The 21,238-nt window shown below is 38.0% G+C and carries 21 protein-coding genes; 7 read left to right on the top strand and 14 right to left on the bottom strand.

The window, feature by feature from the left end; all coding sequences use genetic code 11:
• Positions 1 to 4: 4 nt before the first annotated feature.
• From ND811_RS03050 to ND811_RS03040, 3 genes are read right to left on the bottom strand one after another with little or no spacing between them, the layout of a single operon-like run.
• The gene (locus ND811_RS03050) at positions 5 to 1,447 is read right to left on the bottom strand and encodes an MDR/zinc-dependent alcohol dehydrogenase-like family protein (RefSeq protein ID WP_265350425.1); all 1,443 of its coding nucleotides are present in this window, start codon (positions 1,445 to 1,447) and stop codon (positions 5 to 7) included.
• Complete coding sequence (locus ND811_RS03045) at positions 1,447 to 2,112, bottom strand: rhomboid family intramembrane serine protease (RefSeq protein WP_265350970.1); 666 nt, start codon at positions 2,110 to 2,112, stop codon at positions 1,447 to 1,449. Before ND811_RS03045 ends, ND811_RS03050 begins: the two co-directional genes overlap by 1 nt.
• Complete coding sequence (locus ND811_RS03040; RefSeq protein ID WP_265350426.1) at positions 2,112 to 2,930, bottom strand: adhesin OmpL37 family surface protein; 819 nt, start codon at positions 2,928 to 2,930, stop codon at positions 2,112 to 2,114. The genes ND811_RS03045 and ND811_RS03040 overlap by 1 nt, the downstream gene beginning before the upstream one ends.
• A gap of 99 nt (positions 2,931 to 3,029) precedes the next feature.
• Between ND811_RS03040 and ND811_RS03035 the strand changes: the two genes are divergently transcribed.
• Both ND811_RS03035 and ND811_RS03030 read left to right on the top strand, forming a co-directional pair.
• The gene (locus ND811_RS03035; protein ID WP_265350427.1) at positions 3,030 to 3,635 is read left to right on the top strand and encodes a hypothetical protein; all 606 of its coding nucleotides are present in this window, start codon (positions 3,030 to 3,032) and stop codon (positions 3,633 to 3,635) included.
• Positions 3,632 to 4,669: a zinc-binding dehydrogenase gene (locus tag ND811_RS03030; RefSeq protein ID WP_265350428.1), complete on the top strand. Its 1,038-nt coding sequence runs from the start codon at positions 3,632 to 3,634 to the stop codon at positions 4,667 to 4,669. Before ND811_RS03035 ends, ND811_RS03030 begins: the two co-directional genes overlap by 4 nt.
• A gap of 65 nt (positions 4,670 to 4,734) precedes the next feature.
• Here ND811_RS03030 and ND811_RS03025 read toward each other — a convergent pair whose 3' ends face one another.
• Positions 4,735 to 6,687, bottom strand: a complete 1,953-nt coding sequence (locus ND811_RS03025) for a PP2C family protein-serine/threonine phosphatase (RefSeq protein ID WP_265350429.1) — start codon at positions 6,685 to 6,687, stop codon at positions 4,735 to 4,737.
• A 35-nt stretch (positions 6,688 to 6,722) separates the two neighbouring features.
• On the opposite strand from ND811_RS03025, the gene ND811_RS03020 reads away from it, so the two are divergent.
• Positions 6,723 to 7,019 carry a hypothetical protein gene (locus ND811_RS03020; RefSeq protein ID WP_265350430.1) on the top strand — a complete coding sequence of 99 codons (297 nt, stop codon included), beginning with the start codon at positions 6,723 to 6,725 and terminating at the stop codon, positions 7,017 to 7,019.
• Positions 7,020 to 7,037: 18 nt separating this feature from the next.
• A complete protein-coding gene (locus ND811_RS03015; RefSeq protein WP_265350431.1) occupies positions 7,038 to 7,979 on the top strand; it encodes an NAD(P)H-dependent flavin oxidoreductase in 942 nt (313 codons plus the stop codon).
• 44 nt (positions 7,980 to 8,023) lie between these two features.
• On the opposite strand, the gene ND811_RS03010 is transcribed toward ND811_RS03015, so the two are convergent.
• The 4 genes from ND811_RS03010 to thyX are packed head-to-tail and all read right to left on the bottom strand — an operon-like array spanning position 8,024 to position 12,406.
• The gene (locus ND811_RS03010; RefSeq protein WP_265350432.1) at positions 8,024 to 9,313 is read right to left on the bottom strand and encodes a protein-disulfide reductase DsbD family protein; all 1,290 of its coding nucleotides are present in this window, start codon (positions 9,311 to 9,313) and stop codon (positions 8,024 to 8,026) included.
• A 10-nt stretch (positions 9,314 to 9,323) separates the two neighbouring features.
• Complete coding sequence (locus ND811_RS03005; protein WP_265350433.1) at positions 9,324 to 10,721, bottom strand: hypothetical protein; 1,398 nt, start codon at positions 10,719 to 10,721, stop codon at positions 9,324 to 9,326.
• The gene (locus tag ND811_RS03000) at positions 10,718 to 11,431 is read right to left on the bottom strand and encodes a FecR family protein (RefSeq protein ID WP_265350971.1); all 714 of its coding nucleotides are present in this window, start codon (positions 11,429 to 11,431) and stop codon (positions 10,718 to 10,720) included. The genes ND811_RS03005 and ND811_RS03000 overlap by 4 nt, the downstream gene beginning before the upstream one ends.
• 51 nt (positions 11,432 to 11,482) lie before the next feature.
• Positions 11,483 to 12,406 (bottom strand): FAD-dependent thymidylate synthase, encoded by a 924-nt coding sequence (gene thyX, locus ND811_RS02995; RefSeq protein WP_265350434.1) that lies wholly within the window; start codon positions 12,404 to 12,406, stop codon positions 11,483 to 11,485.
• 91 nt (positions 12,407 to 12,497) lie between these two features.
• Between thyX and ND811_RS02990 the strand changes: the two genes are divergently transcribed.
• Complete coding sequence (locus ND811_RS02990; protein WP_265350435.1) at positions 12,498 to 14,375, top strand: alpha/beta fold hydrolase; 1,878 nt, start codon at positions 12,498 to 12,500, stop codon at positions 14,373 to 14,375.
• Between the two features lie 13 nt (positions 14,376 to 14,388).
• On the opposite strand, the gene ND811_RS02985 is transcribed toward ND811_RS02990, so the two are convergent.
• On the bottom strand, positions 14,389 to 14,910 hold the full coding sequence (locus tag ND811_RS02985; RefSeq protein ID WP_265350436.1) for an SRPBCC family protein: 522 nt from the start codon (positions 14,908 to 14,910) through the stop codon (positions 14,389 to 14,391).
• 51 nt (positions 14,911 to 14,961) lie between these two features.
• On the opposite strand from ND811_RS02985, the gene ND811_RS02980 reads away from it, so the two are divergent.
• Positions 14,962 to 15,435, top strand: coding sequence for a nuclear transport factor 2 family protein (locus tag ND811_RS02980; protein WP_265350437.1), 474 nt, complete (start codon positions 14,962 to 14,964; stop codon positions 15,433 to 15,435).
• A gap of 71 nt (positions 15,436 to 15,506) precedes the next feature.
• Here the strand turns inward: ND811_RS02980 and ND811_RS02975 are convergent, their stop codons facing one another.
• From ND811_RS02975 to metG, 4 genes are read right to left on the bottom strand one after another with little or no spacing between them, the layout of a single operon-like run.
• Positions 15,507 to 15,863, bottom strand: coding sequence for a rhodanese-like domain-containing protein (locus ND811_RS02975; RefSeq protein ID WP_265350438.1), 357 nt, complete (start codon positions 15,861 to 15,863; stop codon positions 15,507 to 15,509).
• A 2-nt stretch (positions 15,864 to 15,865) separates the two neighbouring features.
• Positions 15,866 to 16,468 carry a phosphoribosyl-AMP cyclohydrolase gene (locus ND811_RS02970; protein ID WP_265350439.1) on the bottom strand — a complete coding sequence of 201 codons (603 nt, stop codon included), beginning with the start codon at positions 16,466 to 16,468 and terminating at the stop codon, positions 15,866 to 15,868.
• Positions 16,468 to 17,763 carry an adenylate/guanylate cyclase domain-containing protein gene (locus ND811_RS02965; RefSeq protein WP_265350440.1) on the bottom strand — a complete coding sequence of 432 codons (1,296 nt, stop codon included), beginning with the start codon at positions 17,761 to 17,763 and terminating at the stop codon, positions 16,468 to 16,470. The genes ND811_RS02970 and ND811_RS02965 overlap by 1 nt, the downstream gene beginning before the upstream one ends.
• A 4-nt stretch (positions 17,764 to 17,767) precedes the next feature.
• A complete protein-coding gene (gene metG / locus ND811_RS02960; RefSeq protein ID WP_265350441.1) occupies positions 17,768 to 19,816 on the bottom strand; it encodes a methionine--tRNA ligase in 2,049 nt (682 codons plus the stop codon).
• Between the two features lie 120 nt (positions 19,817 to 19,936).
• Between metG and ND811_RS02955 the strand changes: the two genes are divergently transcribed.
• Positions 19,937 to 20,428, top strand: a complete 492-nt coding sequence (locus tag ND811_RS02955; RefSeq protein WP_407658861.1) for a tellurite resistance TerB family protein — start codon at positions 19,937 to 19,939, stop codon at positions 20,426 to 20,428.
• Positions 20,429 to 20,526: 98 nt separating this feature from the next.
• Here the strand turns inward: ND811_RS02955 and ND811_RS02950 are convergent, their stop codons facing one another.
• Positions 20,527 to 21,237, bottom strand: coding sequence for a class I SAM-dependent methyltransferase (locus ND811_RS02950; RefSeq protein ID WP_265350443.1), 711 nt, complete (start codon positions 21,235 to 21,237; stop codon positions 20,527 to 20,529).
• Position 21,238: the final 1 nt, after the last annotated feature.

The raw sequence follows: 21,238 nt of genomic DNA, 5'->3' as shown, positions 1-21,238 counted from the left end.
AATACTATTTGAAATCTACTACTACCTTGATGCTTGATGGATCTTTGGCAGTAGCATAGGCTTCTTCCAATTGGTCTGATGAAAACCGGTGAGAAATTAAATTTGTTTCTAGTGCATGTGCAATCTCTGGGTTTTCGCGTAGAAGTGAGATTGCCATATGAAAATCTCCACATCGAGAACTATGAATCTCTTTTTTATCAGCAAAAAATTTTGCCACCAAACTTGCATCATCTGGCCATTTATCAACTCCACTAGGATCGACAAGGATCGCTCCACGCGGACGAACCAAAGAGTTTTCATGATTTGGGTTCGGACGAATCGCAAGACTCAGTTCTTCTGGATTGGAAACTATCACTAAATCAAACCTTGGCAATCGATTAGAAAACACATCAGAACTTAAAATATTTTCAGCATCCGTCGCATCACCATCGAAAACAATAAATTGTGTTTTCAATTTTTCTTTAATGGTATTGGAAACACCGCCAAACACGAATATGTTTTGGTTATTTCGGTTTTCTTTTTCCCAATGAAATAAGACATTTTTATCGGAATACGGAAGGATAGTAAGTTCATCCACCACAAGTTCCGTTAAATGCGCAAGTCCTGCCATTACTTGGCCATTAGTAGTTTTGAGATGGACTTCTCTTTTTGCCATTTTCAGAGCAGAAACAAAGCCCGTTCCAGTCGAAGTTGTATCATAAACTATATCGAATTGATTTTTTAAGTTATCAACCTCTGTATTTCGAAGATCGATTACTTCATCAGCACCCATTGCTTTGGATAAAGTCACTAAATGATCATGTCGAGTAATCGCCGTTATGCGAAAATCGGCTTGATTCGTTTTTCTATAAGATGCAAGAGCTGCCAAAATTAAGCTACCTAAACGACGAGGTCCAAGAACAGCCACATGATCACCTCGTTTTGGTGGTGAAGCAAGAATTGCTTGTAGGGCAGCTGCAAAGGGTTCCATAAGAACGGCTGCTTTTGGAGATACTCCTTCCAATGAAATTGCAGCGTGAACAGGAGCGAGGATATAAGGGCCAAAACCACCAGGAAGGCGGTCAATCCCGAGAACTCGCCTTTCGGGTGAATGAGTGGGAATCCCTTCTTTGCAAAAAACATCTGGAGACTTGTCTCCGCGAGCTTCGTAAGTATCGTTAATTTCTACGACAAATTGTTTCCCTTGGTTCTCACCAAGTCCTTCTGCTAGAACTTCGTGTCCGATGATTTGAGGGAGAGGAAATGGTAAAAAACGTCGGTCTAGATCTGTGGAGCAAACCCCACATGACAATGTTTTTAAAGGTATATAACCTGGTCCTAAGTGGAGGTAGGAGTCACCGTTTCGTTTGATCTCCCAACCTTCCGTTTCGTTGCCAAAATACTCGTATTCAGCTGATTCAAACGAGTCATCGGATTTGTAATCCTTCGCTCGAAATTTTAAGTTCATTACCTATTGTTGATAAAAAAAAGAAGAATGATCGTCAATGTAAAAAAGGTAAAGTTGAGAAGAAAGCCCTGCCTGATTTCTCTCCTTTCTTTTTCACCGAGTAAATAACTCGTAACAAAGACTGAGAAGAAACCACCAAGATGAGCCCAATGAGCTACGTGGTCACGTGCAAACAAATTAGTTACATCAGAATAAACCATCATCCAACCAAATAGAAAAACAGGAAAAGGTATAGATTTTGTTTTTGTAATCGGAAAACGAAAAGGGGAAAGAAAAGTTGCCGCTGAGGCCAAACCGGAAATTGCTCCACTTGCTCCCACAATTGGCGTTCTATCTCCAAAAATTAGTCCCCTTACGATTCCATCACCTAATACTGATAATATTCCTGCCATAAAATAAAACAGCAACCACCGTGCTTTACCTACTCGATTTTCTACCACTCGACCAAGTAGAAGAAGGAAAAACAAGTTCGAAAGTAGATGGGCACCCGATCCATGAAAGAAAGTGGATAAAACCCAATTGATTGGCTCCAATTCTCCTGGAGTTGCAATGAAATATGGCCCGATTAGATCAGGAAAAAAAATAGAAACAACTGGATATAAAAGAAAAAGAAATAATGAAAAACTGGCAGTGAGAGGGAATTCCCAAATAAATGATCGCATAATTATTGAAATGTGGGTGGAGTAACTTCTTCTGGATTTCTAACATAGGCAGGATCGAACCCAGGAATCCCTGTTGCCAATTCATGTAAATCAGGCTGTTTCCAAATGAGTTCGTAATAATCTAAAGAGCCATAAGAATCAAAGTGACTATCATATAACAATCGTAAGTATTTTTCTCGATCATTAAAAATGATTCGATTGACTTCGTGAACCATATCAGCAAAAGTTTTAGTTTCTTTATCAAATTCATCTACCGAATCATGTAATAAGCCAAGTAGGACTATGTACTTTTCCGCTTGTTTAAGTGATTTTAATGAATAAGCCAATTCCTGGAGTTTCATCAAATACAAATAAGGACGAATGTTTTTCCCCACTAGTAATTTCTGTTTGGCAACCGCGATTTCTCGATAACCTAATCTTAGATATAATTTAGTTTCTGTTTTCTCTTTACCATTGGCAAGCCTAGCCAATCGTCCCAATTCAACTTCCAATTCTTCAATTTCATCTTCCAAAACATAAATATACAATTGAATCAGTAGACCTTGTGTTCTCCGAAGTTCAGAATAAGAACGACCCAAGTCCATTTGCAAATGAAGAATTTCAGATTCGATATGGTGTTGTACGCAACGTTTGAAGTATTTTTTTTGATCATCGGTACCCCGATTGCTAATTGTGGAATTCAATATACGTAAAAACTCGTAGTTATCCTTAAGTCCATAGCTAACACGAATTAACTGAGTAGCTTTGGAACTGGACTGGTCCGGTGTCATCTCACCGATTGCTACAAACAAGAGCATAAATATGACCAAAAAACGTTTCATCTATGAGAATAGTTTCGGTCGTACATATAAAACATTAACGTGATAAAAAAGAAAAGACATATACGTCTCATATTCTAGAATTATGTCGGAGAAGAACCTGTGCAAAAGTTAGGATCACTACCAACTTCCCCTCTGGAAGCCATCGACCTCCTGAAATCTGAAATGGACCAACCAGTCTGGGAATCCCGTCTTTTGGATTTGATGAAATTGGCGGCCGAAGGAGATAAAAATACCTGGACTATGATTTATCAAATCATTAGGGAAGCGGACTCTGGTCGACTGAGTTGGGGGTATCATAAATCCTTACTCTCTGGTATGGTATATCTTCTCTCGTATGTGGGTGATTCAAAGAGTTATCGAGTACTGCTGAATTATGTCAAATCACTCGACCGTGCCATTCCCATTGGTGCGATGGAACTTATCTCTGATTTACTTCCCACTTTTGCAGAACTAGACGTTCGAGAATTATTTACCATTGCCTCCAACTCTGATGAATTAAAATCAGCTTTTGGCGTTCTTGCTTTATGCAAACTCAATTTGGAAAACAGACTTTCCGATGATGAAAAAGAAAAACTAAAAGAGTTTTTATCTACATACAAAAATTATAAATACTACCTCACTGATACAATCGAACTAACGTTAGAACAATTAAATGAAACGGATGCGGGCGACATGTTGACGGAGTTAGATGGAATCTTTCAATGAAAGCAGCAGTACTCCCACAAGGTTCAAGATCACTTGAAATCCAAGATTTGGATCTCCCTTCCCTTCTCCCTAACCAAGTAAAAATCAAAGTCAAAGCCTGCGGAATTTGTGGTTCTGACATCCATTTGGTCCTCCACGGAAAAATGAAGGCTACTTATACCCCTTGTGTGCCAGGGCATGAAACTTCAGGAGTTGTAGAAGAAGTAGGAGAACAAGTCACCCGATTCAAAAAAGGTGATCGTGTGGTTGTCAGCGCAGGGACTTCTTGCGGAAAATGTAAACACTGTTTGGCGGGTAGAGAAAATCTTTGTGAAGAAATTGGTGTTCTTGGTTTTAACCAACGTGGTGGATTTGCAGAGTATTTACAAATCGAAGAACGTTATCTTCACAATTTGCCAGATGAAATTCCATTTACGGAAGGTGCTATCCTTGCCGATGCCGTCTCCACTCCCTACCATGCCGTCAAATACCAGGGTGAAATCAAACCGGGAGACACGGTGGCCATCATTGGATGTGGAGGACTAGGAATTCACGCTGTAGCCATTGCCAAGGCTTTGGGTGCTGGCAGAATTTTTGCTGTCGATATCGATAGTGGTTCTCTGGAAAATGCAAAATCATACGGCGCCGACGAACTTATATTAGTTGAAAAGAATATGCAAGTGGGCAAGGTATTAAAAGAAAAATCTGGCGGCATTGATCTGTTATGTGACTTTTCTGGATTTATGCCAAACATTGAAAATTCCGTTCGTGCCATGAATCGTGGAGGTAGGATCGTTCTTGTCGGAATTGGTAGGAATAAATTGGAAATACCGATGCCTTTTTTTCTGATTGAAAGACAAATTCGTATTACAGGCTCATATGGTTCCGATAGAAGGGCCATTCCCGAACTCATCCAACTTTATAAAGATAAAAAACTAAGTCTAACCAAATCCATTAGTGGAGTTCATAAGTTAGAAGAAACTAATGAATTTTTACATGCACTGGAAGAAAAAAAAGGAAATCCTATTCGGTTTATCATCAACCCAGAATTATAGTTTTTGGATCAAAGTTTAAGATACGATGGTTTATATTTTTTTAGTTTTAAATCTAAATATTTTTTTTATTTAATTTCGACTAATAAAAAACTTAAATCGTCCATTTGGTATTTCCATCCGGAAGAAAATCGAAAAAGCGAGTCCTGGACAATCGTCGCTAATTCCTGAAATTTTTGGTAACGATTGTCCCATAACAACGATTTGAGTCTCTCTTCACCAAAGCTCTCACCATCCTCATTTAATAAGTCAAAAATCCCATCGGTATATAACAAAATTTTATCACCTGGTTGTAGTTTGAAAGTGTCTTCTGCATACGGTACATGAGAAAACAAACCCAACGGTTTTCCTTTCACTGTTAAATGAATTATTTCTGATTCGGAGTTTCGAATTAGAAAAAAGCCTGGATGCCCCGCATTGCTAAAGGTAGCTGTATACGATTCTGTATCAATAAATACATAAGAGGCAGTAATAAAAAGATTTTTAGTTTTTCCAACCAAATGCCTGTTCATTGAATGAAAAACCCTAGAGGGAAATTGTAAATATGCTCCCGCACCCACAAAAGCCATTTTGGACATAGCAGCTACCATTGCCGATGAAATTCCATGCCCCGACACATCTGCCATAAGAATCGCCCAATTGCCTATACTATCTTTTGTATGATCAAAGTAATCTCCGCCAACCGATTCTAAATTCTGTGAAAATCCAATGATTCTAATCCTTTCATCTTCATTGTATTTTGGTGATAATAATGATTTTTGGAGAGCATGAGCCAAAGCTAAATCCTTATCAATTTGAATTAACCTTTGCAATTCCTTGTTTTTATTACGTAACTCGGCGTTCATTCTGTTTATCGAATGCAGAAGTTGCCAATAATGTTTAAATACATAAAATCCAAACAAAACCAACATGATAAAAAATCCATAATGAATAATTCTTTTTCCGTGTGGAAACAATTCAAGATCAACTAGAATATCATGCAGTCCTGCAAAAACAATGATGAGCAAACCCAAGGTAATCGTTCGTAAATTTTTATTACCTTTTGCGAGAACGTAGACTGAGGAAAAAATTGTGATAACAGCCTCTAATACAATCACCCAATTGTAATCATCTTCGCTATTAAGAAACGAAATTCCATTTTTATAATTACTTATAATCGAAATGACAAAAACAATCACATGAATACTTGCAAGAATCTTAAATAAATTTCGGAAGAAAGGAGGAAAAATCCCGATTAAAAAGAGCAAAAGTGCAAATGGGAAAAATGCAAAATTAATATATGTTAGTGGAGTGATGATATACGAAAACTGACTCAGAGAAAATCCAACAAAACCATTTAGAGCTTCTAAAAGAGAGGCAGAAAAAAGAAGAATCGAAAAATTTAAAAAAATATTTTCTCTTCTCCTAAGAAAATAAAATCCAAGAAATATTGTGGAAAGCACAAGTAAAATCGGTGCAAAAAAAGTTTCTGGAAAATTTTCCAAAAACAAATCTACAAGTGCCATCGAATGATCTTTGAAAAAAACTTTGCGATCCATTCCGATAAAACCATGATACCGGGATTGGAATTGGATGATCAGTGAACCAGAAGGATTTTGGTTTAAAGGAATGATGTATGGAAAAAAATGATCCTGAAGTTTTGATTCAAAAACTAATTCGTTTCCCTGGTAGATTTTAAATTGTTCCAAAGCAATATCAGCATAAAGAACAGGACTTTTCAGTTGTCTAACAAATTGATCGCTGAATTTAATATAAAGATATTGGTTTTTTAGAAATTCAAACCCCAACCGGTTGGGTTCCATTTTCTGCCAAAGATTGTTTGGAATGGAATTAGGGTCCTTTGATTCCTCCGAAGACCAATAGTAATACCGATCCAAAAGATAAATTGACTGTTGGAATTGCCGATCAGGGGTAACTTCTGATTGCAAATCCAAACACCCAAATAATTGGATCAGAATCCCGAAATAAAGAACAAACTGTAAGAAGGTGTGAATCGATTTATATGATTTGACTTCTTTCAAAATTTGATTCCTATAGGATTAGCAGGATATGTTTAATGAATCGCAATCGATTCCTATCACTTTTTTACCTACTCCCCCTTCTATTATTGTCTCTTACCACAATCGTGGCCCAAGAAGAGAAAACTGCCCAAGAACGATTTGTGGAAGACAAAATGGAATGTTATTCCATCGCCACGGAAATTGACGGACAAGAATACCAAAAATCACTGAAATGTATTTCCCAAGATTCCATCTGTTACATTATCCAAGGTTTTGCGATGAGTTGTATTCCTCGCTCAGGAAGATACTCATCCGAACTACCTAATTTAATTCCAAAACCGACTCAACCATAATCGTATAACGGGAGATTTATGAAAATCAAAACAAAAATTACAGAAATGTTAAAAATTGATCTACCGATCATTGCAGCGCCAATGTTTCTCGTCTCCTATCCGGAGTTAGTGGTAGCAGTATCGGAGGCTGGTGGAATCGGATGTTTTCCGTCTTTAAATTATCGAACTCCTGAACAGTTACGAGAAGGAATCTTAGAAATTCGTTCCAAAACCAAAAAACCGATCGGTGTCAATTTGATCCTTCACAAAGAACATAACCCGAATTGGGCGAAACAATTCGAAGTAGTTATGGATTTAAAAGTCGAACTTATCATTACTAGTTTGGGGACTCCTCGAACCATTGCTAAAGAAATCAAAGCCAACGGATCTACATTATTTTGTGATGTGACCACACTCAAACATGCAAACATTGTAGCAAAGTCGGGCGCAGACGCCCTCATAGCAGTTTCCCAAGGAGCAGGGGGACATGCGGGTGCGATCACTCCTTTTGCATTAATTCCTTACTTGAAAAAAGAAGTTGGACTTCCTGTGATTGCAGCTGGTGCCATTTCCACTGGATCACAAATGGCAGCTGCCTTATCTTTAGGTGCAGATGCAGTGTATATTGGAACTCGTTTTATTGCAACTCCAGAATCTAAAGCCCAAAACGAATACAAACAAATGTTAATTGATTCAAGCCCAGACGAAATCATTTACACCGAAAAAATTTCAGGAATTCCTGCAAACTGGTTAGCAAAATCAGTAGAACGGTCTCCAGATGTTTTAGAAGACGGTCCGAAAAAAATTGCCGCTGGTCACGCTGGAGGTGAAAAAGCCGTTGAACAAGAATACAAACGTTGGAGAGATATTTGGTCTGCCGGACAAGGCGTTGCACAAATTGAAGAATTAAAACCTGCAGGTGAAATTGTAAAAGAAATTGCTAAAGAGTATTTAGCAACCTTAGACAACCTTCCTCGATAAACGAAAATTATGCGAACTGATCAAAAAATGGTCAGTTCGTTTCCCTAAAGTTTTTTTACGGCTTCAATCATTCCTTTCGTATCCAAATAATCATTCGATTTATAGATCATCTTTCCGTCAGCATCGAGAATGAGAAAGAATGGGAGTCCAATTTTTAGCTCAGGATAATTCGGATTGTCCGCAAACTCTTCAAAAATGGGATCGGTATCATAAACTTTCCATAGAATGGCATTGCTTTTAAAAGTTTCATTCCATTCCTTATGCGAAATTGTAAGTTTTTGAAACTCTTTGCAGTTCGTACACCAATCAGCATAAAAGTCTATAAATATTGGTTTCCTTGTTTCTTTTGCGATTCGATAGACATCCGCTTCTGTGCGATGCCATTCTAAATTCCCGTGAACTTCCACTGGTGCGGAGTTTGTTTTTAAATGTGAAGACCCCGGTTCCAGTTTCCATAATGACAATTGCAAAAGCAAAAGAAGAATGATAAACGAAGTAAAAGCACCCATTTGTAAAAGTGCCAATTTCATTTTTTCGTGAGGCAAACCATCCTTCTTTTGCAGATAAAGAAATACCAAAGCCAAGGACCAAAGGAAAAATACTTTGATAGAAAGAAGTGAATCAAAACTCCAAAGGACAAAGGCTTTTTCTAAATAAGTAAAAGAAAAATAAAGGATCATTAAGGCTAAAATCCATTGCACGGCCTTCATCCACTTTCCTGATTTCGGAAGTGCGAAACCAAAAACTCCAATCAATAAAAAAGGAATCCCAAGTCCTAAACCAAAAACAAACATTTTAAGTGAAGTAAAAAGAATCGGGAACAAACTAATCCCTTCCGTCTGGTAAGCAATGAGTTGGACAAGGATTGATACAACGACTGGACCCACACAAGGGGAGGATAGAAGACCAGCCCCCACTCCCAAAAAAAAAGTATTCGCATAACTTACATTTTCCGAATTTCTTAAGTCTCCTGCAAAAAAAGGAAAATATAAAAATTCAGCCACGCTGAGTCCCAAAACAAATAACAAAATAGCAAGAATAACTTGTGTTTCAGGGTACCTTAAAAATGAATTGAATGCCCCTCCACTTAAACCCGCAATCAGGCCAAAAACCGCATACATACTGGCAAGACCTACATAGTAAACGAAAGGATGTGACCATTTATGATTAGTTACTCGGGATTTTAGAATCCCAGCCGTAATGGGGTATAAAGGATATACACAGGGTAAAAGACCCGCGAGTAACCCACCTAAGGCCAAAAAGAAAAAACTATAAACGGAAAAAGATCCAGAAGACAATTGGGATTCTATAAAAGATTGGATTTCAGATACCATACTCGCTGTCTTAGAACGTGGCTGTGGCTTTCAAAACAATACTTCGATCCAATCTTCCATATTCGGAAATAGGATGTGCTACTGGTTTTGAAAACTGTTCTATATATTCGACACGATTTGATGCCTCCCCGGTACTGTCTACATACCATTTATTTGGTTCACCTTTAGAATCATACGAACGTACTTCCGTATATCCCAGTGCCAGTCTGGCGGAAGGAGTCATAAACCATTCTCCGAAAATTTGCCTTGTTATATAGTAAGATTGGTCGGAATACTGAGGGCCAGAGGCTCCTGGTTTGAATCGTACCCAAGGCTCTCTTTCCACACTTTCTGTGGCTCGGAGACCGGGAGAGGGTCCACCAGTGGCGATTTCGCCGCGCAAAACAAGGCGAAGAGTCCCGTTTCCAATTCCCGCCCATAAATAGGCTCCCCTTCCTATAGATTCCACTACTTTAGTCGCCGGTTGGTAGGGAGCTAACTTATCTACGATTTCCCCACCCAATTGTTTTCTGGCCATTCCGCCCAAACCTAAATTGAGAGTGTCTTTCCATACCAAATGAGATTCGACAGCAATTACTTGTTCTTGGTTTAGAGAAACACTGCCTTGTTTTCTAGTTGCAGGATTGCCATCACTTACGAGACAGCGAGTTTTTCCTTCACGACATTCATCACTCGCATAACCAAAAGCATTCGATGCTCTTCCTAAAATATGAAGCCCTGTTTTTAAGTTTTCGGTCCAGGATGGTTCCCATCCTAGCTTCCCAATTACATCGTAACCGGTATTTGTCGTATTCTGAGTATTTCGATAACCTTCTCCATTGACAATGGCTGTTTGTACAGAAAAAGAATTCCAGCGAAAGATGTAATTGATACCAAGGTCCACCGGATCTTTTGCAAAACCCATCGACTCTAAAGGTGATTTATCAAAATATCGCCAGTCATAATTACCTGACCATACAGAGAACATATGAGGTAATTCAAACATCCCAATTTGAATTTGGTGTTTTGTATTTCCCAATTCAAATGTTTTAGCCAGATTCGCTCGCCTAACCAAAAATACATAAGGATTTGATTTATTTCCTGTACCGGCTAATGTATCGTTTGTCAAAGAGTCGTTTCGGAGGATTTCTCCCCAAAACTCCGCTTTAATACCCAAGTCTTCCCATTCCTTAGACATAGTTACCATAGTCCAAGGAAGAGAGAAACCAGCCTTCTCAGAAGGAGAGAGGTCTGTTGTTCCTGATGCTTTGTCTCGAATGCGATAAGAAAGCGTGGGAGTTACAATGGCTCCAAGTTTCAATCCATAGTAGCCATCTGGTTCGTCTTTTTTCGTTGTGACCACTTCCTCACCAAAGATTGGATAGGTGAAGAAGCAGATAAATACAAAAACTTTGAGAGAAAATTTCACTTTTTACCGTAAGTTTCGTCCGGAGTAAAACTATTATCTTCCCAACCTACTGGTTTATGGCATGGCAAACAACGAGATAACATTGGATTATCTTTTCGTTTTTCTTTGAACTTGATGGTAGCACCGTCCTTTGTGATTAGTTCTTTATAATCATTTTTTTCTAATTCAGTGGTACCTAATTTGACTGCACCACCTGTTCCTTTAGAAAATTCAGAGCCATTAATGTTTACAAGTCCTTCACAAACACAAGTGTATCCTTTTTTTTCTTTTTCTTCGTAAAACACACCAAATGCTGTTCCGCGAACACCTGCGGTAGTTGTAGGCGTTGAAACTTCAAAATTTCCTTTTTTAAAATTACTAACTCGAAACCAAGCTGCACCTTTTTCTACATAGGCTTTTGCGACTTTATTTTCCGAACTCCATTCTTTTAACGTAAAGTCGGTGTTTGGTTGGATTCGAATCTCTGTTTCTTTAAACAAAAAATCCACTTTGGATCCATTGCCTGTTTTGATTCGGTCTCCTACCTTGAGGATGTCATTGACTTTGAGAGTTTTCCAAAGTTTGGAAGAATCTGTAGAAGAAAGAAAACTCACCTTACCGCGGGTAAAAGTTGCCACGGCAAATTCTTCCGCAGAAAGAGAAACGCAGGTTAGTAGGATGGAAGAAAGGGTTAGAAGGATTCTGAGGCTCATAATCCTTCTAACAAACATATTGATAAAATTTATCAATTCATTTATCAATAAATTTACAAGAATAACATCCTACCAAGGAATGTTGAACCCCATATTCATTAATTTAGATTCCAATTCCTCACGTTCACGGCTTTTTTTAGCGGTGGAACCTTGTTCATCTAACAACCCTAGTTCGATTGCCTTTTGTTTGGCTCCTTCTTTACCAGAAGTGTTTAGGGCATGAATGATTTGAGCATCGTATTTTGTGAGGTTCAGAGCATTCAATCGATAATCGACAAAGGCCTCCCATGCATTCGGAACCCATTTTTGAACAATTTGTTCTCCAATTGTTTTTGCAAAAAGGCGGATTTCCAATTGCGCATGGTCATCCATCCGGAGAGCCAAAAAATGAAGTAAATTATGAAGGTCTATTTTCCAATAAGCTTCCGTGTACGTCGCCAAAGGAAGATCTTTCCTCGCCTGTTCACGAGCAACACCCATTTCTAATCTTTCATTATAAATATCCGCAGCGAACTTTTGAAACTCAGTTTCTCTTTTTGTTAGGTGGTCACCTTTGGATGATTCTAAATATCCATCGCTACCTTGTTTATTCCCAACCGATTGGACCCGCCATTCTCCAGGGAGAGTTGTTTGAGCGGAGTCGATGGCTACGGAGTAACGCGTAGAGTATTCATTGACATTTGCCATACGGTGGCGAATCCATTGACGCCAAGTGTCCATAGGAACTCGAACATGTAGCTTTAGTTCGCACATTTCGAAGGGAGTGCTATGGCGGTGGCGCATCAAATACCGAATGAGGCCGCGGTCTTCATTTACTTTTTTTGTTCCTTTTCCGTACGAAACGCGTGCGGCCTGAACGATCGACTCATCGGATCCCATGTAATCAACAAGCCTGACAAACCCATCGTCCAGAATCGGAAAGGGTTTTCCTAAAATGGAGTCTAATTCGGGAACGGATACTCTTGAAATGGATTCGAAATCAGATTGTTGCATATTAGCTTTATTTTTTAGTTCACAGGCATATGAAAAGTCGAAAATAGAGTTATAGCGTACCGTATCGCCACATAAATAGAAAGGATGCTAAATGGCACTTGAAGAAAATTCGTTGGAAGATCGTTTGATCAAAATTTCCACCAGAGACAGCAACAAAAGTCTCATGGTAAACCCGGACAAGATTTACATTTTTCCGGTACCCAAAAGTACGTTCCAATTTTTGGAAAATATTTGGCAATCCTTCGCAAATAAAATGGTTTCCTTAGTTGACTTCAACGATGATCCCATTTTTAACTTTTCCATTTTTGAAGTCATCGACCAAGAGGAAATGAAAATTGTAGCTACTGCAACCCACTTCAAACTCAAAGAAATTGCAGAACGCAGAAAAATTCCTGGAATTGAAGAATACATCAAAAAATCGCGCCCCATCCATTTGGCAGATCCGCGAAATGAGTCTGCACGTTTTATTAGAAAATCCATCATTGATTTTAATAAAGGACTAAGACCCGAAGTCACTTTTATCAATCTCAAAGAAGAAGAAATTCATCCAGAAAAAAAAGTATTACTTTCTGAAACAATGAACCATGCCATTGGAATTCCTCTCTTTGTGAATGAAAATCCAATCGGGATCCTCTGGGGCATCACAAAAGATCCAATTCCTGAAGATAAAATTCGTCCACTGACACTGCAACTCTATTCCCTGTTTGATGTAATTGAGTTTGTTGTCGCAAAAGAAATGGAATCAGGTAATGATCATTACATTGCCCAGAAAAATATTGAGAAAGCTGATACAGTTTCAAACTCAAGAAACTTGTTTTACACAACCACAAAAGACCAAAAAGAACCAGTCACTTCAATCATTTTCAAATCACACCAATATAACATTGAATATAGGATGGACGCATCCTTCATTATCCCGACTACAGACGGTTATGCGGTATCTTTAAAAAGTTTTACACCTGAAAAACTAAACAATACAGGAAAAAATCTATTACTCATACCCGGTTTCTTTTGTAGACGATCTGTGATGGATAAACTGGCAAAGGAACTTGCACTTAAATACGGATACCGCGTTTTCCTAATGGATATGAGAGGAAGATCGAGACAGACCATGCCTAAACATGGTAAAAAAGAAGGATGGACTGTTGACAATTATATCCAAGATGACTTTCCTGAAGTATTACGTTGGATTCGTTGGCATTACCCGAGCGAAAGGACAGTGGTTCTTGGTCACAGTATGGGGGGAATGATTCCAAGGTTTTATGTATCTTCTTATGAAAAAATCAAAGAATCCAAGGAAGAATTCAATTTACCAAAACCAGAAGAATACATTGCTGGGATTGTTTCCATTACTTCACCGAACTATATCAGCTTAAAATCCAATTTCATAGGACTTGATACATTGAAACGTGGGTTTAGTATGCTCCCGCATAAAATGATTTCCGATATGATTTTAAGTATGGCTAGTTTTTCAATGCAAGCCACAATCCAAACCATTGACTTAAAAAAATTCTTTAAACTCATTTTGAATCTACATTCGAGTTTACGAAGTTTTAGTTATAACATTGGAACCAAAGTTTTGACGATCAAAGACTTTGTGGGTTATAAAGAAATCACTCCACCAGAATGGTATTTCCTCATGGAAGATGTGTTTTGCGAAGAATCCGTTTCTGTGATTATGCAGTTTTTCCAAAGCCAAATCTCCAACGAAAGAAGTTTCTGGTCAAATGATGGACGTATCAATTATACAGAAAATTTCTTAAACAACTTCGATATGCCAATTTATAGTGTAGTTGGTACCGTCGATAAAATTGTTCCAGAAGAAACTTTAACGGAATTAAAAGATCTCAAATCGGAAAACAAGGTGATCACTTATTATGAACAAGGTCACCTTGGAATTATCTTTCATGGAGAAACGGTTAGAAAAATTTGTAAAGGGATCGATGAATGGATTCAGGGATTAAAATAATCCCATTATTCCCCTAACGACCGCTAAACCGGTTGCGAATGAGCTCCATCTCTTTTTGGAGAGTGGCATCCCGACCGGCAAGGAAATATGCCCCTCTCACAGGGACACTTGTGATTTCAGAGTCCTCAGTAATTGTCACAACTGTTCCTGGAATTTTTCTTTCTAAAGAGTAAGTCCAAGACCCTCGCATTTTAAAACTAGCATCCGTCAGTTCAATTTTCCAAAGTTTATTGGGAATGGATTCGCGAAGTTCAAAAATCATATAGCCACCCATATCCGGTGTTTCTTCCCATTTTTGGATTATACCATCGGCCCTAGTTTCTAAAATTTTGATGGCCACCACTTCCTTTCTACGATTGGGAAGATCATTTACATCAGTAATGTAAGCCCAAATTTCCTCAGGCTCAGCCTTCAACCATTCGCTTGTTTCTGCATGGAATTTCGAATCTTGGAAATAACCGACTGCTAAAAAAAGACCTACGAGTCCAACGAGTAAAAAACTGGTTCCAAAGGCAAAAAGAACAATTCGATTCATAACTTTTTTTCTTGCTAAGTCTTAGATTGATCAATCATAATCTTTTCCACGATGCATCCAAATGAAGAGTTAATTCAAAAGTTTTACACAGCTTTCCAAAACAAAGACGGCCAAACTATGGTTTCCCTTTACCATCCCGAAGTTGAATTCCATGATCCTGCCTTTGGTCATTTAAAAGGGAAAGAAGCAGGTGCCATGTGGCTGATGTTATTGGAAAGAAGTCAAAACTTAACGATTCGATTTTCGAATATTAAAGCGGATGATACCAAAGGATCTGCAAACTGGGAAGCAGATTATAATTTTAGCAAAACTGGTAGAACCATCCACAACAGAATCAATGCAAACTTTACTTTTAAAGACGGAAAGATACTTACTCACAAAGATCATTTTTCGATGTGGAAGTGGCTCGGAATGGCAATGGGTCCCGTAGGATATTTCCTCGGCTGGTGGCCTGCTCTTGGAAACAAGGTACGCAAAGAAGCAGTCACCGGATTACAATTGTATATGAAACGAAAACGTATGTAGTTTGTTAGTTGCCATAGGGAACACAAATTGTTTTTTTAAATACAAATGGCTTCCCTATATCTTTTTTGCTGTTATGGATTGGGCATATTGGAAAGCCCTCCGGCGTTCGTTACGTCGGAGTATCCAATCGATTCCAAAAAGGATTTGGCACTCCCACTTCGACCACCTGATGCACAATATACAATGATGGATCTGTTTTTATCACCGAATTCATCCAATCGTTTCGAGACCTGGTCTACAGGAATATTGATCGCACCAGGGTAGTGACCAGACTGAAACTCAGCAACAGTCCTCACATCAACCACAAGAGCACCCGCATCAATTTTTTCTTTTAGGAGCGAGGGATTGCCACCTAACGAATTTTTAAGTTTATAAACAATAAAAACAACGCATACAACAACTAAAACGATTAAAACAATTCGATTCAAATCTAAGCTCCCACCTTACTTTTATAGACGAATGAAATTGAATCATTCGGGCCAAGCTTTCGAAAAAAACAAGAATAATATCCTGTATGGCATGCAGCACCAATTTGGCTAGTAACGTACTGCACAAAAAAAGGATTAGAATGTACATAAATCGCAGAAAGGTTTTGAAGATGGCCCGACTCTTCACCTTTCACCCACTTCCCTTGTCGAGAACGACTATAATAGGTTCCAAGTCCAGTTGTTACGGCAGACAGAAGGCTATCTTTTTTTCCCCAAGCTAACATCAAATCCTTGCCAGACTTGTCTTGTGCAAGAAATGGCGAAAGAAGTGGAATTGTATTTTGAAACGAAACCCATTCTTCTTCCGTTAATTTTAAACTTCCCGATTCCCATAACAATAGTTTATTGAAAGTTTTCAAACTTGGATCAATCTCTAATAAAGCATCTTCATCGCAATCGATAAACAATTGTTTTCTATCAAAATCAAAATGATTCACAATATCTTGTGCAAGATCTGAGTTCACCACTTTTAAACTCACTTCATTGGAATCAATGGATGGTTTCGATATGATTGTGATCTCTTTTTCTTTTGGAAGTTGGATCATTAATTTGTCTCCACAGATAAAATTTCCGTCGTTTTTGTTTTTCCACGAAGAGATAATGTACCCATCGATTTGATTTTTAAATTTTGTCGAAATTCTAAAGAAACTTGATCATACAATTCTTTCGAGATTAGAAAGTTTCGTTTTAACTCTTTTCCTAGGGATTCCAATCGGCTGGCAGCATTAACCGTATCCCCAATAACAGTGTATTCCAATCGTTTCTCCACTCCCACATTTCCAACGATGACTGGACCATAGTGAACCCCAATACGAATGGTTATTGGCTTTTCTCCAATTGTTTCTCTTTTTTGATTCCAAAGGGAAAGAGCATGTAACATTGCGACACCGGCTCGGACAGCATTTGTGGCATCATCCTTCCCAGGAAGAGGAGTTCCAAAAGTAACCATCATTCCATCTCCGATAAATTTATCGAGTGTCCCATTGTGTTCAAAAACGATATCTAACATAAAACTATGATATTCGGAAAGGAGTGACATGGTTTTTTCAGGTCCCAGGGATTCTGAAATTTGAGTGAAATTGGCAATGTCACAAAATAACACCGCAACGATTGATTCCTTCCCACCTGGCTTAAAGAATTCATCACCAGCCTCTCCCATTTCGTTGACAACATTTGGAGAAAAATAACGAGAAAGCTGGGACATCTTAATTTCGTTTGTCACTGCTGCCAACACTGTTCGCCTAACACGATAGGTAAGATATGCCAAAAAAAATCCAAGAATTCCGATGATTCCCATAGACATGATATAATTATTAACATGTGCGGCTGGACCAAGAAAGGCTTCTTTAAAACTTTCAGTACTAACAAATCTGGGATCTTGCTGCGCATAGATCAAAATACCAGCTTGGCTAACCACAACACCCAAAGCATAAATCATTGGATATATGGGTTGGATGCTAAAGGCGTTCATCACTAATGTTGCAGCAATAATAAAGTGTAAATAAGTTTTGATTAAGTAAGTTCTTGGGACTTGCGACTCTCCGCCTACCGCATTGTACCAAATAAATGGAAGAATGGTGATGATGAATAAATCTATCAAAACACAAAATAATCCCACAAAGGAAACAAACTTTCCCTTTTGCAAAAACTTAGACAAAATATATAAAACTAAATTTAAACCTAACGAAATAGAGGCGATCGTTAAAAGTTCGAATAAAGTTTGGGCAACAAAGAAAGTAGCAATTGTCAAAAAAGAAAAAATTAAGATTTTCCCGTAGAGACTAAACTTAATCCCTTCAATCTCCTTTTCCCTTAAGATTTGTTCTGACTTTGTTGCCATAAATCTATTTTAATAGATCTCCTGGATTTGCATCACGATCAGGCACAAATAAAGATAAAGTTTTTTCTTTTCCTGATGCCAGTAACATTGCTTCCGATAATCCAAACTTCATTTGTCTTGGTTTTAGATTGGCGACCACAACAACTTTTTTCCCAACCAATTCTTCTGCTGTATAACTTGCTTTGATTCCAGCAAAAACATTTTTGATTCCTTTTTCTCCAAGATTTACTTTTACAAACAAAAGTTTGTCGGCTCCTTCGACTGGGTTTGCTTCCATAATTTGTCCAACCCGAAGTTCGACTTTTGAAAGTTCGTCTATGGTGATAAATCCATCTTCCGAAACTGTAGGCGTCGTTATCTGTGAAGAAGGATTTGTTTTTCCTGTCTCAGATTTTGACTTCTCTGGATTTGCTTTTTGAAATGCTTCTTTGGTTTCCTCTATCATAAGTGAAATATTTTTTTCCTCTACCCGTTTTGATAACATTTGGTATGGCCCAAGAACTTGATTCTCAAGTGTTTCTTTCAGATTTAAAAAACTTAAACTCTCTACTTGGAAAAGCTGGGCAACTGAATTAACAATTTTGGGAGTAACCGGCCCCAAATAGGTAAATAGAATCTTTGCACAATTGAGCGAAGTTGTCACAACCTCTCTTGCTTTTTCTACATCAGTTTTGATCAAGTTCCAAGGAGCATAATCATTTACGTATTTGTTTACTTTATCTCCAAGACCAGTAATTTCTCTCATCACCTTAGAATAGTTACGCGACTCATAAGCTTCTCGAATTTCTAACTCTTTTGATAAAAGTTCCGAAACCAGTGATTTTCCCTCTACAGAAAGACTTCCTAACTTGCGATCCATTTTATCTAGAATGGAGGTAGACACCCGGGATACTAAGTTCACAAGATTTCCAATTAGATCGGAATTGACTCGTGAGACAAAATCATCAAAAGAAATATCCACATCTTCCATTCCCGAACCCAAACGGCAGGCCAAATAAAATCTAAAGTGTTCGACATCTAAATATTTTGCGAATGTGGAAGCATTGATAAATGTCCCTCGAGATTTAGACATCTTCTCACCATTCACCGTTAAAAATCCATGAACATTGAGTTGAGATGGAGTTTGGTAATCGGCTCCCATTAACATTGCTGGCCAAAAGAGTCCATGAAAGTATAAAATATCTTTCCCGATAAAATGAACTATTTCACCTTTACCGTCTTTCCAAATTTCATTGAACTTCTTTTCATCCTTTAAAAAGTTCATGGCTGAAGCCATATATCCAATTGGTGCATCCAACCAAACATAAAAGTATTTATTCTCTTCTTCAGGAATTGCAAAACCAAAGTAGGGGCCGTCACGACTGATGTCCCATTCTTGTAATCCTGAGGTAAACCATTCCTTTAATTTTTTCTGTGCTCCTTCATTCAATCGACTTTCGCCTTCGATCCAGGTCTGCAGTTGAGTTTGAAAGTCTTGGAGTTTAAAAAATAAATGTTTGGATTCTTTTAGGACAGGTGTTGTTCCACAAATAGAACAATAGGAATCTTTTAAATCCTTAGGAGAATAGCTTGTTCCACATACTTCGCAAGAATCACCATATTGGTCCTTTGCTCCACATTTAGGACAAGTTCCTTTAATAAACCTGTCCGGAAGAAACATTTTATCATGTTCGCAATATGACTGTTCAATGTTTCTAGCAACTATGTGGCCTTTTTTCTTTAAAGTGAGATAAATAGATTCTGAGAATTTTTTGTTTTCTTCTGAATTTGTCGTATAATAATTATCATACGATACACCAAAAGAAGTCAGGTCTTTGTAATGTTCTTTCTGCACTTCTTCGATCATGGTTTCGGGAGTTTTACCGGCTTTTTTTGCGGCGATCATAATGGGTGTTCCATGTGTGTCATCAGCACAGAAAAAATAACAATTGTTACCAACTAACTTTTGGAAACGTACCCATATATCTGTTTGGACTGCTTCTAACACATGACCCAAATGGATAGAACCATTGGCATAGGGAAGCGCGCTTGTAACGAGAATATTTTTCGACATAGATTAATTCCAGTTTCCTGATTCGAAGTTCCAATTCAGCCTATTTTTCTGAAAAATCAAGAAAAGAGAAAAAAAATGAAGTTGAACGGAGAATCTGAAGCAATAGAATTCCTGATTGTTATGGCAAAGAAAATCGTTCAAAATTTGAAACAAGTTAAAGGGAACAAAAAGAATCATCCAGATTCCATCCAATCAACGTTGGACATTGAAAGTGACCTTCATATTGAATATGCCAAAGTCCTACTGAGTCTGTGGTCCTACGCATGCCATGCTGACGGGCAGTTCAAAAAGAAAGAAGGGGAAATTGTCGGAGAACTCGTGAACGTACTATTTGAACCCGATTGCCTCTTAAGTAGTTTTCAAACCCAAAAAAAACAAGTTTTGGACATCTTATCGAAAACTTTTGAAAATCCACTACCAATGAAAACGATAACCAAAGTAGTTTCAGACAATGATGAGTATGCTTTGAACTTTTTTGAAGATGCGGTTTGTATTGTTGCATCCGATGGTTCTCTTAATAAAGATGAGATTCGATTTTTGGAAGATTTAGCAGTGGAACTAAAAATCAGCCATATGGATAAAGTAAGGGTCGAAAAAAAATACCTAAGCTAACACAAATATGCTTCTTAATAAAGCACAACAAACCAAAGGATACCTCGTTTTTTGACATTGGTATGGTATAAATGATCAACCAGGGCATTTTATACTCTTTAATGTCTTGGTTTAGAATAACAAATCCAGTGGCGATCTGTGATTGGTTCTAAATTCAATTTTGTATTTAGCCTGACAATCTCCAACATTTCTTTTACTTCTTCGATTCGGTAAGCTGCAAGTAAACTATTGTAAAAATCCTTTTTTAAAACATCTGGCTCGTTATTCGCATAACGCTCTAATAGGTGATCTGCCATGTTTAAGGAATCAGGTCGCATCAAATCAGAAATAAAAATAAAACTATCTGTATGAATGGATCTTTGTACTGCTCCCCAAAATTCAAATGGATCATGCAAATGATGCAATAATGAATTTGAAAACACTAGATCAAATGGAGATTCAGGAACAAAGTCTTGAACGAGTTCTTTTTTAAATTCCATTTTTTGGTTTCTTTTTTTTGAAGTTAGTGTACCCATACGCTTCTTACATAGATCTAACATGAACTCGGAACCATCGACAAACGTAAAATTTGAGTCTGGAAATTGTGAAAATAGTCGAGATGACATGTCACCTGGACCACAACCTAAATCTAAAATAGATTCAGGAGTAAACTTTAGGGGAAGTCTATCTTGAAACTTACGAATGAGAAAGGAGTGAGCCATCTCGAAGTCAGCTTGGGCGTAAGACTCTACTTGGATAGGGTCTTCCATAAGTTCAGGCTCAGGAATCCGAACCATGTGGTGAAAGGAAAAGTTAACAGACCGTTTCATT

It is taken from the genome of Leptospira soteropolitanensis (genome assembly GCF_026151655.1).
GTDB lineage: Bacteria > Spirochaetota > Leptospiria > Leptospirales > Leptospiraceae > Leptospira_A > Leptospira_A soteropolitanensis.
This window is presented reverse-complemented; position numbering and strand designations above follow the sequence as displayed.

Coding starts and splice junctions, on each gene's coding strand:
- ND811_RS03040 (WP_265350426.1), bottom strand. CDS start 2,930: ATGAAACGTTTTTTGGTCATATTTATGCTCTTGTTTGTAGCAATCGGT.
- ND811_RS03010 (WP_265350432.1), bottom strand. CDS start 9,313: ATGGTATCTGAAATCCAATCTTTTATAGAATCCCAATTGTCTTCTGGA.
- ND811_RS02965 (WP_265350440.1), bottom strand. CDS start 17,763: ATGGCAACAAAGTCAGAACAAATCTTAAGGGAAAAGGAGATTGAAGGG.
- ND811_RS03020 (WP_265350430.1), top strand. CDS start 6,723: ATGAATCGCAATCGATTCCTATCACTTTTTTACCTACTCCCCCTTCTA.
- ND811_RS03000 (WP_265350971.1), bottom strand. CDS start 11,431: ATGTTTGTTAGAAGGATTATGAGCCTCAGAATCCTTCTAACCCTTTCT.
- ND811_RS02980 (WP_265350437.1), top strand. CDS start 14,962: ATGCATCCAAATGAAGAGTTAATTCAAAAGTTTTACACAGCTTTCCAA.
- ND811_RS02985 (WP_265350436.1), bottom strand. CDS start 14,910: ATGAATCGAATTGTTCTTTTTGCCTTTGGAACCAGTTTTTTACTCGTT.
- ND811_RS03015 (WP_265350431.1), top strand. CDS start 7,038: ATGAAAATCAAAACAAAAATTACAGAAATGTTAAAAATTGATCTACCG.
- thyX (WP_265350434.1), bottom strand. CDS start 12,406: ATGCAACAATCTGATTTCGAATCCATTTCAAGAGTATCCGTTCCCGAA.
- ND811_RS02950 (WP_265350443.1), bottom strand. CDS start 21,237: ATGAAACGGTCTGTTAACTTTTCCTTTCACCACATGGTTCGGATTCCT.
- ND811_RS02955 (WP_407658861.1), top strand. CDS start 19,937: ATGGCAAAGAAAATCGTTCAAAATTTGAAACAAGTTAAAGGGAACAAA.
- ND811_RS02990 (WP_265350435.1), top strand. CDS start 12,498: ATGGCACTTGAAGAAAATTCGTTGGAAGATCGTTTGATCAAAATTTCC.
- ND811_RS03030 (WP_265350428.1), top strand. CDS start 3,632: ATGAAAGCAGCAGTACTCCCACAAGGTTCAAGATCACTTGAAATCCAA.
- ND811_RS03050 (WP_265350425.1), bottom strand. CDS start 1,447: ATGAACTTAAAATTTCGAGCGAAGGATTACAAATCCGATGACTCGTTT.
- metG (WP_265350441.1), bottom strand. CDS start 19,816: ATGTCGAAAAATATTCTCGTTACAAGCGCGCTTCCCTATGCCAATGGT.
- ND811_RS02970 (WP_265350439.1), bottom strand. CDS start 16,468: ATGATCCAACTTCCAAAAGAAAAAGAGATCACAATCATATCGAAACCA.